At 39.0% G+C, this 14563-nt stretch carries 13 protein-coding genes, 1 pseudogene and 2 riboswitches; of the genes and pseudogenes, 12 read left to right on the top strand and 2 right to left on the bottom strand.

Features of this window, described 5'->3' with window-relative positions; genetic code table 11:
- Positions 1–8: 8 nt before the first annotated feature.
- The 5 genes from ACTQ45_RS09985 to ACTQ45_RS09965 all read left to right on the top strand — a co-directional run bounded on the left by ACTQ45_RS09985 (position 9) and on the right by ACTQ45_RS09965 (position 3534).
- A complete protein-coding gene (locus ACTQ45_RS09985; protein WP_441763590.1) occupies positions 9–350 on the top strand; it encodes a putative quinol monooxygenase in 342 nt (113 codons plus the stop codon).
- A gap of 382 nt (positions 351–732) precedes the next feature.
- Positions 733–875, top strand: a riboswitch (adenosylcobalamin (AdoCbl) riboswitch).
- A gap of 158 nt (positions 876–1033) precedes the next feature.
- Positions 1034–1258, top strand: coding sequence for a glutaredoxin family protein (locus tag ACTQ45_RS09980; RefSeq protein ID WP_441752411.1), 225 nt, complete (start codon positions 1034–1036; stop codon positions 1256–1258).
- A gap of 11 nt (positions 1259–1269) precedes the next feature.
- Positions 1270–2478 carry a ribonucleotide-diphosphate reductase subunit beta gene (locus ACTQ45_RS09975; protein ID WP_441752410.1) on the top strand — a complete coding sequence of 403 codons (1209 nt, stop codon included), beginning with the start codon at positions 1270–1272 and terminating at the stop codon, positions 2476–2478.
- A 17-nt stretch (positions 2479–2495) separates the two neighbouring features.
- Complete coding sequence (locus ACTQ45_RS09970; RefSeq protein WP_441763589.1) at positions 2496–3215, top strand: sugar-transfer associated ATP-grasp domain-containing protein; 720 nt, start codon at positions 2496–2498, stop codon at positions 3213–3215.
- Between the two features lie 178 nt (positions 3216–3393).
- Complete coding sequence (locus ACTQ45_RS09965; protein WP_441752408.1) at positions 3394–3534, top strand: hypothetical protein; 141 nt, start codon at positions 3394–3396, stop codon at positions 3532–3534.
- Between the two features lie 56 nt (positions 3535–3590).
- On the opposite strand, the gene ACTQ45_RS09960 is transcribed toward ACTQ45_RS09965, so the two are convergent.
- Positions 3591–3890, bottom strand: coding sequence for a hypothetical protein (locus tag ACTQ45_RS09960; RefSeq protein WP_441752407.1), 300 nt, complete (start codon positions 3888–3890; stop codon positions 3591–3593).
- 69 nt (positions 3891–3959) lie between these two features.
- A riboswitch (SAM riboswitch) is annotated at positions 3960–4058 on the bottom strand.
- A 274-nt stretch (positions 4059–4332) separates the two neighbouring features.
- Between ACTQ45_RS09960 and zwf the strand changes: the two genes are divergently transcribed.
- The 6 genes from zwf to ACTQ45_RS09930 all read left to right on the top strand — a co-directional run bounded on the left by zwf (position 4333) and on the right by ACTQ45_RS09930 (position 12258).
- Positions 4333–5802, top strand: a complete 1470-nt coding sequence (gene zwf, locus ACTQ45_RS09955) for a glucose-6-phosphate dehydrogenase (RefSeq protein WP_441763588.1) — start codon at positions 4333–4335, stop codon at positions 5800–5802.
- Positions 5803–6184: 382 nt separating this feature from the next.
- Positions 6185–7597, top strand: coding sequence for a YfcC family protein (locus tag ACTQ45_RS09950; RefSeq protein WP_441763587.1), 1413 nt, complete (start codon positions 6185–6187; stop codon positions 7595–7597).
- A gap of 407 nt (positions 7598–8004) precedes the next feature.
- Complete coding sequence (locus tag ACTQ45_RS09945; RefSeq protein ID WP_441763586.1) at positions 8005–8676, top strand: YczE/YyaS/YitT family protein; 672 nt, start codon at positions 8005–8007, stop codon at positions 8674–8676.
- Between the two features lie 480 nt (positions 8677–9156).
- A complete protein-coding gene (locus ACTQ45_RS09940; protein ID WP_441763585.1) occupies positions 9157–10530 on the top strand; it encodes an MATE family efflux transporter in 1374 nt (457 codons plus the stop codon).
- Positions 10531–10782: 252 nt separating this feature from the next.
- Entirely contained in the window at positions 10783–11829 is a 1047-nt protein-coding gene (locus ACTQ45_RS09935) for a S66 family peptidase (protein ID WP_441763584.1), read from the top strand.
- Positions 11830–12102: 273 nt separating this feature from the next.
- The gene (locus ACTQ45_RS09930; RefSeq protein ID WP_441752401.1) at positions 12103–12258 is read left to right on the top strand and encodes a lmo0937 family membrane protein; all 156 of its coding nucleotides are present in this window, start codon (positions 12103–12105) and stop codon (positions 12256–12258) included.
- A 225-nt stretch (positions 12259–12483) separates the two neighbouring features.
- Here the strand turns inward: ACTQ45_RS09930 and ACTQ45_RS09925 are convergent.
- Positions 12484–12911 (bottom strand): annotated as a pseudogene (locus tag ACTQ45_RS09925) (IS30 family transposase); the annotation flags it as partial.
- A 361-nt stretch (positions 12912–13272) separates the two neighbouring features.
- Here ACTQ45_RS09925 and ACTQ45_RS09920 point away from each other — a divergent pair.
- On the top strand, positions 13273–14442 hold the full coding sequence (locus ACTQ45_RS09920) for a cation diffusion facilitator family transporter (protein WP_441763583.1): 1170 nt from the start codon (positions 13273–13275) through the stop codon (positions 14440–14442).
- The last annotated feature ends 121 nt before the right edge of the window (positions 14443–14563 follow it).

The raw sequence follows: 14563 nt of genomic DNA, 5'->3' as shown, positions 1-14563 counted from the left end.
GTTTGAGTATGATAAGCATCAATATTTATTACACTGGAAAAGCAGATAAGGCCCAGCAATTTGCCCGTGAGATGAAAGAAAAAGGACTAGTTGATCGGATTCGTCAACAAACAGGCAACTTACGCTATGAGTACTTCACGCCACTTGGCCAACCAGAAACAATTCTTTTAATCGATGCATGGGCTAAGCAATCATCACTCGATGCGCATCACCAGTCCCCGATGATGGATGAAATCATTGCCTTGCGAGAGAAATATGACTTGACGATGACCGTCGAACGATTCGTTAGTGACACTAATGGAATTCCCGAATATGATGCGACCTTCATTCGCGAGTCGCAAGCGGACTAAACTGCAATTTCAAGAGAAGATTCCAGACAGGCATATCATGATTTATCTAGATGATAGAAATTATCTGTTGGAGTATGACAGTGAGATAAAGAGTGCGATTATAAGCGAAAGTTTAAGTAAGTAATATTTGGTCAGGTAAATTTCCATGTCCTTATCACTTATTTGTTGAAGCACACGATGCGAGTTTGTAAAGCATGATAAAATCAGTACAAAGGTAGGGCGTTCGTGATTAATACAGATCTTAAAATGATGATGCGGATAAAGTAACTGACAGAAATAAATTTAAAAATTAGAAAAACCCGAGATTACGATGATGTAATCTCGGGTTTTTCTCTTGCTTACTTGTCTAGATAATCAATTATTTCAGTGTTGGTCAAATAGACTTGCAGTAAATCTAGATTAAGGTGAAGCTGGTGTAAATCCAGCACAGTCCCTATGCTACTGTGAGCCATTATTTAATGGCAAGTCAGATCTCCATCTATGAACAATAATTGTTACATCTCAGGGTTTTGTAACATTTGTTTATATCTGTTTGCTTATTTTGGACATTTTGTGTCCTTTTTAAAGTTTGAAGATTATGACAAAGGCCTGGGAGCTTTCTGTACATAGTCTTTTTTTATTGGCTAAAATTGTGCAGGAACTTCTGGAGGAATATCCTGTAATAAATTTTAGAGGAGGCCAGCATGAAGAAAGTCGAGCTATACACCAAAGATGGTTGTGGTCAGTGCCAGCTACTTAAGCAGTGGTTAGGTATGAAAAAAGTTACTTATAGTGAAGTGAATGTCAGTCATAATGAACCAGCCCTTGAATTACTTCAATCACGTGGTATGACATCTTTACCACGCATAAGGATTGATGATGAATTCATTAAATATAGTGAGTTTATTGATATATTAGATTACTTATAAAGGAGCAGACAATGATCAAAACAGTCATAAAACGTACGGGTGATATCGTAGAGTTTGATAGAGAAAAAATTAAAATCGCGATCACTAAAGCTAATAATGAAACTAAAGAAATGACAGAAGAAAATATCGAAAGTGTGACACAGAATATTATTAACGGGATTGATCAAGAATCGCTCGATGTAGAAACGATCCAAGACTTAGTCGAAGAAAAGCTCATGTTGAACCTGTTTACTAAGACCGCCAAGGCTTATATACTTTATCGCCATGAGCGAATTGAAGAACGGAAGCCAGATATTTTTAAAGGCCGAAAGAATCTGAAACCCTTTGAGTATCCAGAATTAGCGTTATACAAAGAAGCGATTCAACACTCCTACTGGCTGCATACGGAATACAACTATACGAGTGATATTCATGATTATAAAATTAATGTCCAGCCACATGAGCGGACCGCGATAAAGAATTCTATGCTAGCCATTGCCCAAATTGAAGTAGATGTTAAAGAATTCTGGGGGGATTTGTATAAGCGTCTCCCTAAACCAGAACTTGCGAATGTTGGCTTTACCTTTGCAGAATCCGAAGTCCATCATAGTGACGCTTATGCCCATCTATTAGAACTATTAGGTCTTAATAGTGAATTCGAACGAATTGAAGAAATACCTGCACTTGACCATCGCGTTAACTATTTGAAGAAACATAATGATTATGCCAGAAATGGTAGCAACCGGGATTACACGATCGCAATTTTATTATTTTCGGCTTTCATTGAACATATTTCTTTATTCAGCCAATTTCTAATAATTATGGCATTCAATAAACACAAAAATCTGTTTAGTGGAATATCCAATGTGATTGAAGCGACTTCTAAGGAAGAACAGCTTCATGGGGAGTTTGGGATTGATCTCATTAACACGATTCGCAATGAGCAACCCCAGTGGTTTGATGAAGAGATGGCTCGAGATATTTATGAGTTATGTCGCGACGCATATATTTCAGAACACGAGGTTTTGAATTGGATCTTTGAAGATGGGGAATTGGATTTTATTCCGCGCTATACAGTAGAAGAATTTATTAAAAATCGACTGAATAATTCACTTGAATTCATTGGGCTCGAACGAATTTTCGAAGTGGATGAGGTGGAAGTTGCAAAAACAGATTGGTTTGATGATGAAGTGGTCGCAACTAAACATGTGGATTTCTTTGAGAAGAGATCGGTCAACTAATTTCTCGAAACGAAGAGTTGCAAGATTCAGAGGGCTTGTTGACTTATTTGACCACGCATCCCAACGTGAAACTGGTCATCAAGCCAATTGACGGTGCTGAAGGCCGGGGTGTTTCAGTTGTTTATTGGGCCGATGGACAAATTCATAGAAATAGCCAAACTATGACTCCTCCGATGTTTTTAGACTATCTCGATAATTTGGATGATTACTTTATCTCAGAATTTATTCAACAAGGAGAATTTGCTCAAGCATTATTTCCTGAGACGTTAAATACGATTCGAATGCTTACGATGATTGATCCGTTTACTCAGAAGGCATTTATTGCTGCTTCGGTCTTCCGAGTTGGAACCAGTCTATCGATGCCGACGGACAATTTCCGGAGAAGAGGCTTAAGTCTCTCTATTGCCTTTGACACGGGACAATTAGGTAAAGCCGCCGTGATTCCTCATCAAGGAGTTATTAACTGGTATGAAAAACATCCCGATACAGGGATGCAATTGACTGGACAGTCAGTGCCACATTGGCCAGAAATAAAAACTAAGATGCTGTCTGTTGCCAATCATGTTTACGAAATGAAGCAAATTAAATATGTAGGCTGGGATGTAGTCGTAACGAATTCTGGCATTTGCTTATTAGAAGGAAATAGTGAACCAGGAGTTAGTTTACATCAAGTGCATCAGCCAATCCTTGCGAATCCGAAAGCTAAGGCTTTTTACCACTATCATAAAGTGCTTTAAGACTCCATTACTAGGAAAGATGTTAGAAAAACGACAATTTCAAGCAATTTGGACAGAATACTTCTATTAGTATAATTAGAAGTAGATAAAAAAAGCATACTCCTTCGCTTTTTAATGGATGTGAGGTGTTGGTTGTGAAAAAAATAAAAACAAGAACAAAGATTCTGTAGTAATTCAGATGACGCTTGAGGAGCATTATGGCTTTGAATTTATTGCGGGACTTACCTCAAGTGGTCTTCCTTATGGAACTACGCTGGAAGAAGCAGCAGAATGGGCTGACATTGAACCCAATCCAGAGGCCGATGATTTCCCCTTTTAATTAAAAGACGCGACAATGTGGGAAAATACACCACGTCGTCGCATTTTTTGTTTAGTCTATAGCTGACCAAAGATACTTGTTTGAATGGCATCGAGTTGTTGATGACGCGCTGCGTCCTTCAACGTTTGATCTTCCAGCATTTGGTCTAAATCTTGTTTGCATTTTAATGGAATATTCAATCGACGATTCACCACATTGGCACTTGTCACAAACTTTGGATCAATCTTTTTTAAAAGTTCTTGTACTCTGATCTCAATCGCAAAATTTAAAAACTGAACCCGTTCTGCCACATTAGAGGTTTCAAACGAAAAACGATTGAAAATCTCATGACCTTTTACATCTACAATTTTTGTCATACTAAACCACTCCTAATTTTTTTTTCAATAAAAAAAGCACAACTGAAAAAGTCATGCCGAAACGGTTTAGACTCATCTATCTCTTTCGAGTTGGATGTAGCACCTTGCCAAACGGTAGGTTGCTGAAGCGTCATCGGGCCAATTCCCTCTGCTTACTCTGGATAAGTTGTGTTCTTAAATTGTATGTATATTATACCATGGATTAGCGCGATTTTCAAAAGCAGGCCACTTAAAGCAAAGAACATGCTTTAGGTTTAACCAGAGCGTCTTGAGAAGCGTCAGATAGACGTGCTGTCTGCTTTCCTACTATATAATAATTTTTCCTAACAAAATAATAGACCTATTCTCCCGAAGGGGAAAGTAAGTCGGATTCTTTGACAGGTTTTTCTACTGTTACCTATACTAAAAGAGAAGATAAACAAGTGTGGAAAGGATGAAACATATGGAAAATAAACAAATTAGTGGTTTGATGGTCATTTTTGGGGCTTCCGGGGATTTGGCGGAGCGTTTTATTTATCCGGCTTTGCATCAGTTATACGTAAGAGATAAGTTGGCTGAGAAGTTTGCGATTATTGGAGCGGCGCGATCCAACTTTTCTGAGAAAGAGTTTCAGGACTATGTCAAACAAGCGGTAGAAAAGGGGCCGAATTTCACTGAGTTTGATGATGGTTTTTTAAAGTTGTGTAGCTATGAGGTGGTTGATAGTATGCAGGCGGCTGATTTTGAGACGTTAAAAGAGACAATCAATGAAGTCGTGAAGGAAAAGCAGCTCGATAACAATTTCTTGTATTTCTATTCGATTTCGCCAAACTTATACGATGAAACGACGACCCATTTAAAAGCGTCGGGCATGCTTGAGATTGAAGGCAATCATAAAGTGATTGTTGAAAAGCCCTTTGGAGAAAATCTAGCGTCGGCCAAAGAATATAATAAATTATTGTTGAAGGCGTTTGAAGAAGAGAATATCTATTATAATGATCATTTTCCAGCCATGGATTTCGCTCAGAATATTCTGGCGACACGTTATTTCAATCCAATCATTGATGCGATTTGGAATAAGAACTTTGTTGAGAATGTTCAAATTTCTTTGCCAGAATCCTTATCGATTGAAGATCGAGGTGGCTTTTATGATGATTATGGCGCAGTTTTAGATATGTTCCAAAATCATATTCTTCAGTTATTAGCTATAGTGGCAATGGATTTACCTAAATCACTAGAGGCGGTGGATGTGCATAAAGAGAAGTTAAAAGCTTTGAAGAGTGTGGCTGATTTTGACAAGAAGATGGTCAAAGATAAGGTGGTCAGAGGGCAATATCAGGCTGATCAGAGTGGTGAGTATAATAATTACCGTGATGAAGAAGATGTGTCCACAGACAGTAATACCGACACTTACTTTGCGGCAGAACTGGCGGTCAATTCGGATCGCTGGCAAGGGGTGCCTTTCTATGTCAGGACAGGCAAAGCTTTAGTTGAAAATCATTTTACGATTGATTTAGTTTTGAAAAATCGTGGTGATGTCGAAGGCAACGTGGCCAATCGACTGACCTTTGAGTTAGAACCTAAGCGCGGTCTGTCTTTTGTCTTGGATCAAAAGCAGGCGACCAATGAGTTTGCAGCCCTGACGAGTTTCTTTGGACCGGATGATAAGAATTATCAAACAGCCTACATTCCAGATCCTTACGAGAATTTGTTGGAGGATGCCTTGAAGGGGGAGGCCGTCTTATTCCCAACCTTCCCAGAAATCAAAGAGCAATGGCGGATTGCGGATAGTATCGTGAATGCGTGGCAAGAGTTGCCTGAACCCGACTTTCCAAATTATCGTGCCAAGAGTTTTGGACCGGCTGAAGCAGAACAATTAGTGAAGCAGAATGGACATGAATGGATTTACCGCAGTGAGCTACCCACAGCTTAAAAAGGGGTGGGGGGAAGTTAATGCTCGCTCATGAGTAGCATCGTAAAGTTTAAGTTGATTAAAGCAATAGAGAAAACAGTTTGATTTGCAGAAAATGCAATATCGAACTGTTTTTCTTGTCTGATATCGTTCGATAGAACTGACACAAACCATTTATTGATAACGGTTCCATAAATAACAGAAGAATACAATGGACGAAAGTGCTAATCATCTGTAGGTTTTGTCCGAATGATACAAAGTAATAAAAATTTAGATTTGTTAATATAAAGATATGATAACGGTTACAATTGGGGTGATTTAAGTTAAACGTCTATTCGAAGGGCAGTATTCTTAATAAAGAGTCAATTTAATTTGCGCGAAACGATAAAGGAGGAAATTTATTATGGTGACTGAGCAAGTGAAAGCTAAAGACAATAAAGGGATGCATCCTTGGGTCATTCTACTCGTGATGCTTGTTTTAGCAGTTATTGCGGGATATCTCATCCCGTCAGGTGTTTATGATCGAGTGATTACATCAGATGGAAGAACAGCAGTAGATCCGGATACTTTCCGATTTGTAACTCAAAACAATTTATCACTAACCAATATTATGACCGCCATTCCACGAGGAATTAAAGAATCAATTGATGTCATCATTATTACTTTTATGATTGGTGGCGCCTTTGGTGTCATTAAAAAAACGGGCATGTTGAGACTAGGTGTGGCAAGTTTAGTTAAAACATTTGAAAACAAAAAATTAGCAATTATTTTTGTGTTATCAGCCGTTTTTGTTTTAATTACTGGCTTCATTGGTGTACCAGAATTAGCATTAATTTACATTCCAGTATTAATGCCATTACTGTTTGCTTTAGGATTTGACTCAATGGTTACAGTCGCTATATCTCTAACAGCGACAGCTGCCGGTTTTAGTGCGGCATGGTCAGCGCCAGCAACAGTAGGCTTAGGTCATTTACTTGCCGATTTACCACTCTATTCTGGTATGGGATTTAGAATTATTACAGCGATTGTCTTAATGCTTATCTCTTGTGTATATATTGCCATTTACTCAAAGAAAATCTTGAAGGATCCAAAAGCAAGTTCAGTTTACGAACAGGATTTAGTGACACAGCGTGAGTTAGCAGCACAAGAAACTGCGGATGCAGTGGTTTATCCAAGAGTTCGTTTAGCAGGTTTGTTAGCAATTCTTCTGTTTATTGGCTTAATTTTCGGTGTGATTTTATTAAGCTGGAGTTTTAGTGAAATGTCTGGTTACTTTATCTTATTAGGAGTTATCCCAGGTATCGTCGCAGGCATGACATTGAATGAAGTATTAGACAGTTTTGTTGCCGGTTTAATTGAAATGATTGTAGGTGCTTTTGTTATTGGTATCGCCAGAAGTATCGCGGTTGTTTTAACAGATGCGATGGTTATGGATACAATCATTATGTACTTAGCGCGATTTGTTGTGGCTTTACCAAGTCAGATTGCTTCGGTAGGTATTCTAACGGTAACGACATTATTCAACGCCGTTATCGCATCAGGAAGTGGAAAAGCGGTCATTGCTTTACCCATTATGTTACCATTAGCAGATATCACGTCAGTTACTAGACAAACAACAATCTTGGCTTATCAATTAGGAGATGGTATCACAAACATTCTGTGGCCAGCATCAGGATATTTCATGGCTGCTTTAGCAATTGGAAATATCAGCTACAAGAAATGGATGAAGTGGGCTTTACCATTAATCATAACCTGGTTAATAGTTGCAGCTGTCATTGTTGTGATTGCAAGTTACATTAATTATGGACCTTTCTAATAGACTTTAATTTAATTATACAACATCAAGCGTTTCGATGACTAATCCTCATCGGTACGCTTTTTTTTTGATAAGTTGACTGTTAAGTTTAAAGTGAGTGCATCATGGAGTTTGCCAAATGTAGGTTGGACAAGGCTTCACTCTTCAATTATCCCATCTACTTCTTTCTAACGTGTCGACTCAGCAAAATTCACCTACAGCCCCCAATCAACTCCCCCTATAAAATAAGGTAGATTCGGTAAGTCTTTGAAGTGTATTTCCTTAAACTTTTCCTTATAATAGAAGAAGCAAGCAGCTAGAAAACAGTCAGAAAGACTCAAATAGACTGCCACAAAACAAGTAGTCACACATAAATGTGACAGATAAACTTAAGGATACCTTAGTTATAGGAAAGGAATGATTGATTAATGGATATCAAAGAAAAACTACAAAAGGTTGAGTGGAAAGATTTCATAATCCGTGCACTTGTCTCAATTGTTGGGATTACCTTGATTAGTTTTGGGGCTGCTTTAAGCGAAAGTATGTCTATGGGCTTAGATCCGTTTACAGCATTGAACACAGGAGCGTCGGAACTACTAGGCTTCTCATTAGGTAACTTTCAACTTGTCGTCAATCTTATTATTTTGGTGATAATCTTTTTCATTGACCGCTCACAACTTGGTTGGGGAACAATATTTAATATGATTTTGGTTGGTTATCAAATTCAATTCTTTACGGGCCTATTGGAGAGTTTCTTGTCGCCCGATGATTTATCGATGGTTTTCAAACTCTTGATAACCCTCGCGGCGATTGCGATATTCACTTTTGGAGTCGCTGTTTACAAGGATGCCAAACTCGGCGTGTCGCCTTATGATGCGATTGCTCCGATAGTGTCTGATAAGACGGGCTGGCGTTATCGTTATGCTCGAATCAGCCAGGATGTTATTGTAGTCGCAGGCGCTTTTTTTTTAAGTGGACCGATTGGTGTCACAACCTTTATTACTGGTTTTGTGGCTGGTCCTTTCATCGAGTTTTTCTCTGATAAAATTACTATGCCGATCATGGAAAAGTTAAGTCCAGGAATTGAAGAAGAAGCGTAAGAGCATTGGGCCCGCAATAGCGCTTTAAGCAACACACTGAAAACCAGTCAACTAACCGTAGTTAGTTGGCTGGTTTTCGCTTTTACACGTTAATTAAATCGTTCTTTTCGTCAACTAACTACCACGCGCACCTTTTTAAATCAACTGAAAGGACTTGAAGCAAGAACTGAAGGGGTCCATCGGGCACCTTTAGAGTTGCTTTAAGTTTGTCAATATATTGGCTGAATAAACCACCTAGAACGTAGTGATTCAAAACTTAGACTTTCTACAAGACGCGAGGTCATGGGAAGAAACTTAAAGACGTGGTTTAAATAAGTTAAAGGGGAAGTAACTTCGTTATAATCCATGGTTTCAAGGAAGGTTGTGAAAGTTAGTCGTTTTACCTAGAGGGATTTTAAATGCTAGTGTGGTCGGAGAATTTATGTGATTGTCTTTAGGGGTGTCTTCTGCTATTATTCTATCTAGTAAAGGGGGGATGGTATGAAGTCATTAGATTTATTACATGGAAAGATACTACCGACGATGATTCGGTTTGGGGCGCCACTGATGGGGACTGCCTTTATTCAAATGGCCTATAACTTAACGGATATCGCTTGGATTGGACGCATCGGGACCGAAGCGGTGGCCGCAGCTGGTCAGGTAGGTTTCTTGATGTGGATTGGTAGTTCTTTCGCGCTAATTCCTCGAGTTGGCATGTCGGTGTTGGCTGCTCAATATTATGGAGCAGGCGAACGTGGGCGCACTAAATTGTCGATTAATAATGGCTTGTGGCTATCACTGTTAATGGGTATTGTTTACGGCGGTTTGCTTCTGGTATTTAAAGATGCTCTCATTCAATTTTATAATTTGGATGAGAGTGTCAATCGCTTGACCGAACAGTATTTAGTGGTAATTGCGATGGGAATGCCTTTGTTTTTCATCAACCCGGTGCTTTCCGGTGCCTACAATAGTCTAGGAAACAGTCGCCTGCCATTTAGGGTGAATACACTCGGCTTACTGATTAATATTGTCGCAGATCCTTTCTTGATTTTCGGTTGGGGGCCATTTCCTGCATTGGGGATTCAAGGTGCGGCTATCGCAACAGTCTTCGCACAATTTGTTGTGTTTGCTTGTTTTGCCTACGTTATTAAACGTAGTGATGATTTGATTAACCACAGTCGCCCAATGGTTTTTCAGCCTGATTTGAGTTTATTGAAGGAAATGACGCGATTAGGTTTTCCAATTTCATTACAATCCAATATTCACGCACTGATTAGTGTCTTGTTGAACCGTTCGGTAGCATCTTACGGCGCTTTACCTCTAGCGGTTGCTTCTGTAGGCTCTAACATCGAATCGATTTCTTGGATGACAACTGAAGGATTTGCAGCTGCAATCACAGCCTTCACTGGTCAAAATTTCGGGGCGCGCTTTTTTGAACGTGTGAAAGATATTTACAATACGAGTATGAAATCCGTAGCGACAATCGGTATGATTGCGACCGTTGTTTTATTAGTTTTCCGCTATCAACTGTTCCAATTATTCATTCCAAATGATTCGCAAGCGGTTGAACTAGGGGCTGTTTATTTATTCATTTTTGGCATGAGCCAATTGTTTATGAGTATTGAGATTGGTGGGGGCGGTTTCCTAAACGGAATCGGCGACACGCGTACACCAGCTCTCATCAATTCCACTTTTAATGTCATACGAATCCCTTTAGCCATGTTACTCATGCCTTTAATGGGTGTGTCAGGAATTTGGGTTGCCATGTCATTAACCTCGGTTTTAAAAGGTATTCTCATATTCACACTGTCTCGTTATCGTCTAAAACATGTGATGCGTTTAGAAATAGAGCCTGTTATCAGCGATATTGTATAATTAATGGACCATCTTGTGCTGTGCACAGGTGGTTTTTTTTACTATTAGTCAAGTATGATTTAGATATAAAAAATAGTTGATGGCCAAATAAAACATCCAATTATTTAGTGATTGCAAGGGATTATAATAGCCAAGAGTGTCACTATCTTTTATACTAGAAGGAATTTAATATGAAATGAAGAACTACTTAGCTAGAATAGACACCAAGACGTTTCAAGGTCTATCGTGCCTAAGGTAAAAGGAGAGAGTGCAATGATTCATTTAAGACACGGGGATAAAGTGGCGGTGGTCAGTTTGTCAGCTGGGACATTGGGTGAGGCGTTTTGTTCACATCAGTTAGCCCGTGGCGTCGAACGCTTGGAGACTTTCGATTTAGAGGTGGTGTTTATGCCACATGCCTTGAAGGGACTAGAATTTATCAAAACGCATCCGAAAAAGCGTGCGGAAGATTTATTGATGGCTTTTCAAGATGATAGTATCAAGGGGATTTTATGTGCAATTGGTGGGGAGGATACCTTTAAGTTGGCGCCTTATTTGTTAAGTGAAGAAAGCCAAGCGGTGATTCGTGAGCACCCGAAATTCTTCATGGGTTATTCGGATACAACGATCAATCATTTGATGTTAAATAAATTGGGTGTGCCGTCATTTTATGGCTTGAGTTTCTTGACGTGTTTTGCGGAATTGGGTGAGACAATGTTAGCGTATTCGGCAGAAGCGTTTAGTCAAGTTTTCACCAAGGAGGCGTTTGTTTATCAGCCCAGCGAGCGATGGTTTGAGGAAAGAATGGATTTTTCCGAGCAGTCCTTGGGCCTTGATCGGGCTGCTCATCAGGAAACTAGAGGCTATGAGTTACTTCAAGGTTCTGGTACATTTTCTGGCCAGTTGATTGGTGGTTGTGTGGAGAGTCTGTATGAGTTATTGGTCGGCGAGCGTTATCCAGAGGAAAAGGCTATCAATGAGACATACCAGCTCTTCCCGTCTAAAAGTCAATTGGCTGATGCGGTGGTCTTCTTGGAAACCTCTGAAGAAAGACCAACGCCTGAAAAGTTTAAAGACATGCTGCTGACTTTGCGAGAGGCTGGACTATTCGACGGGATCAATGGCGTCTTGGTTGGGAAACCGCAAGATGAAGTGTTTTATGAAGAATATAAAACCGTCTTAATCGACTGCCTTGAGGGAGAGCTTCCAATTGTGTACAATTTAAACTTCGGACATGCCTATCCCAAAATGTTAATGCAGTACGGCGCCTTGGCTCAAGTTGATGTATCAAAACAACAAGTAAGAATTGAGAGAGTGTAATTATCACAAGCCCCGTCCACTTTTCTAAAAGTGAGTGGGCTGATTTTGATAGGAAGTGGAAGAAAGAGGACGATTATTCTAAGGGAACTTGTTCGTCACTAATGGCGCATGTTAGAGTTTTATCGCGACAACTACTCATTATCTGGCCTTCTGAAAGCTCGTGACCACACATAGTCTAACCCGTTTGAGCGTTATGTTTGGTCTATCGATATAATTTCTTTATAATATAGAAAAGGATATAACAATGGTCCAATGTAGAAAGGCGTGAAAATAATGGGAAATATTTTATGGACAATAATTGTCGTATTGGTTGTATTATGGCTATTAGGCTTGGTACTACAAATTGGTGGTGGATTGATTCATACACTATTAGTCATCGCCGGTATCATCTTTGTGTTCCAACTTATTACTGGCAGAAGAAAATTATAAAGACTTAAAGGATTTCAAAGCATACTCGCTTTGGAATCTTTTTTTCGATGTTGGAGAATTCTGCAAGAAGTATGTAAATAAAGACACATCCAAAAAGAATTTGCTTTCTCTTATGATTTTAAATGTACCATTAAACCTATATATTGAAAGGAATCGCACGCTAAATTGAGTTTGCTCAAGTCAGCGTGTTTTTTGGCTGGAAGTAGATTTAATCAATCCTGTTTGTCAAATTAAGTCAGACAGAATGTCTTCATCCATGTCACTCAAAAATACTTGATAAGGTGTTTGATAATTTAATATTTATCTAGGGATATGGTTCCGTTTGTTTACGATGGAAGAAATGAACATTTGATTAACTAATTTGAAATCCATTTCCTTAGGCAATCTATCTTTTCGAAAGATCCCCGGTAAACTATTCATTCAGCCCGCGCTGTGATGTGGGGGCCAGTATGAGCAAAATTGATGGCGATATCATGTTGGTTGCTTAGGTTTTTCCAAATGCAACATTCTTTTCCACAATCAAAAGTGATGGACTTAAATAGATGTCTGGGAATCGATTCAAATCACTGGCTTAGTGTATTCTCGATATCGTTTGACTTCCACCCATCAAGCTTCAAAGTGATCATGACTTTGGAAAGTTGAGTTTCCAATGAGTGACCTTTTTTTACAAAGAGTTTAAAAACAGCTGAGTGTTGATATGCTGGTATTATTGCATGATACTAGCTAAGCGTCTATTGATGTATTGAGAAAGCTGATTTATGAATTCACACAGAAACACTTTCAGTTTGTTGAACCCTTAAGTTTAGAATTTGATTTACGTTATTAAAAAGCGATCGAAAGTAAGAACGTCTTAGTTTAGCTAACTTAGACGTTTTTCTATGTTTTATCAAGCGGGGTATTTATGGTCCTATTGTGTCAGTGGTGTATAATGGGAGAAGAAACTGTCGCTTTCATTAGTGGTCAAAATATGATACTCTATTATTCTGTTTTCCAACGAGTTAAGTGAGGTGGGCTATGTTTAATATATGGATTAATAAATATTCAATGAATGGGACGAAGGAAGAAGCGCGTAAAAGTGTGGGTGTTATCGCTGGGATTGTAGGACTTGTATCAAATTTACTGCTGTTTGTTATCAAATTTCTAGCAGGGAGTTTGTCTGGGAGCCTATCAATTATAACGGACGGAATGAATAACTTAGGAGATTCAGCATCGTCATTGGTAACCTTATTGGGTTTTCGAGCAGCATCTAAGCCAGCGGATAAGGAACATCCTTATGGACATGAGCGGTCTGAGTATATTAGTGGCTTATTGATTTCGGTCATCATTATTTATGTCGGGATTCAATTTTTTACAACGTCAATTAATCAGATTATGAATCCATCGAGCTTGACTGCATCGCCCTTAGTCTTTGGTTTATTGATTATATCAATTATCGCGAAAGTCGTTCAAGGGAATTTTTATCGAACGGCTGCAGAATCGATTCAATCCAATACCCTCTATAGTGCGGCTCAAGACAGCACAAACGATGTTTATGTGACGGGCTTAGTTTTAGTCGCTACGGCAGTTGAAATGTGGACGGGCTGGCAAGTTGACGGTTATGCAGGAGCTGTCTTATCGATCGTGATTATTTACAGCGGATTTCAAGCGATTCGTGAATCCAGTAATGATTTACTAGGGACGCGTCCATCGAAGAAAGAAATTCTTCAGATGAAGGAATTGTTAGATCAATACGATTCGATTGTTGGTTATCATGATTTGCTAGTCCATAGTTATGGCCCTAATCAAATTTTCGCAACGATTCATATCGAAATCGATGATAGTTGGGATATCAAAAAAGCCCACCGTGTGATAGATAATATTGAAACGGATTTCGAAGAAAAACTTGCGGTCGAGTTAGTCTGCCATCTGGATCCTATCGCCATTCAAAGTGAACATGATACCGCGATTTATCGTCAGATTAAACAAATCCTAAAGTCATTGCATCTAGAAGTGAAGTTTCATGATTTTAAAGTTGAAAAATCAAATGAACAAGACCTTATTTTATTTGATGTCGTCTTACCAGATAATACGGCACAAACGGATGAAGAATTATTAAAAATCATTAAAGCAAAAATTCATCATGAGATTGGTGATTACCGAGTCAAAATTAAATTTGACCGTCTCGATTTATTGAAAGAAGTTTGACAAGAAGTGCCCTCCGATCATAAGAAAGGAGGGCGCTGTTTGTTTATTTAGGTTTATAAGCTGTAAATGGGGGGAGCAAACTTTGACAAACAGCACTTTCTTCAGGTCGAACGAGACTATC

The organism is Fundicoccus sp. Sow4_D5 (assembly GCF_052116365.1).
Lineage (GTDB): Bacteria > Bacillota > Bacilli > Lactobacillales > Aerococcaceae > Fundicoccus.
The sequence above is the reverse complement of the archived record's forward strand: the minus strand, read 5'-3'. Positions and strand labels throughout refer to the sequence as shown.

Bases quoted from the DNA above. Each gene is read 5' to 3' on its own strand.
- ACTQ45_RS09945 (WP_441763586.1), top strand. From the start codon at position 8,005: ATGGATATCAAAGAAAAACTACAAAAGGTTGAGTGGAAAGATTTCATA.
- ACTQ45_RS09980 (WP_441752411.1), top strand. From the start codon at position 1,034: ATGAAGAAAGTCGAGCTATACACCAAAGATGGTTGTGGTCAGTGCCAG.
- ACTQ45_RS09965 (WP_441752408.1), top strand. From the start codon at position 3,394: ATGACGCTTGAGGAGCATTATGGCTTTGAATTTATTGCGGGACTTACC.
- ACTQ45_RS09960 (WP_441752407.1), bottom strand. From the start codon at position 3,890: ATGACAAAAATTGTAGATGTAAAAGGTCATGAGATTTTCAATCGTTTT.
- ACTQ45_RS09950 (WP_441763587.1), top strand. From the start codon at position 6,185: ATGGTGACTGAGCAAGTGAAAGCTAAAGACAATAAAGGGATGCATCCT.
- ACTQ45_RS09920 (WP_441763583.1), top strand. From the start codon at position 13,273: ATGTTTAATATATGGATTAATAAATATTCAATGAATGGGACGAAGGAA.
- ACTQ45_RS09930 (WP_441752401.1), top strand. From the start codon at position 12,103: ATGGGAAATATTTTATGGACAATAATTGTCGTATTGGTTGTATTATGG.
- ACTQ45_RS09935 (WP_441763584.1), top strand. From the start codon at position 10,783: ATGATTCATTTAAGACACGGGGATAAAGTGGCGGTGGTCAGTTTGTCA.
- ACTQ45_RS09985 (WP_441763590.1), top strand. From the start codon at position 9: ATGATAAGCATCAATATTTATTACACTGGAAAAGCAGATAAGGCCCAG.
- ACTQ45_RS09975 (WP_441752410.1), top strand. From the start codon at position 1,270: ATGATCAAAACAGTCATAAAACGTACGGGTGATATCGTAGAGTTTGAT.
- zwf (WP_441763588.1), top strand. From the start codon at position 4,333: ATGGAAAATAAACAAATTAGTGGTTTGATGGTCATTTTTGGGGCTTCC.
- ACTQ45_RS09940 (WP_441763585.1), top strand. From the start codon at position 9,157: ATGAAGTCATTAGATTTATTACATGGAAAGATACTACCGACGATGATT.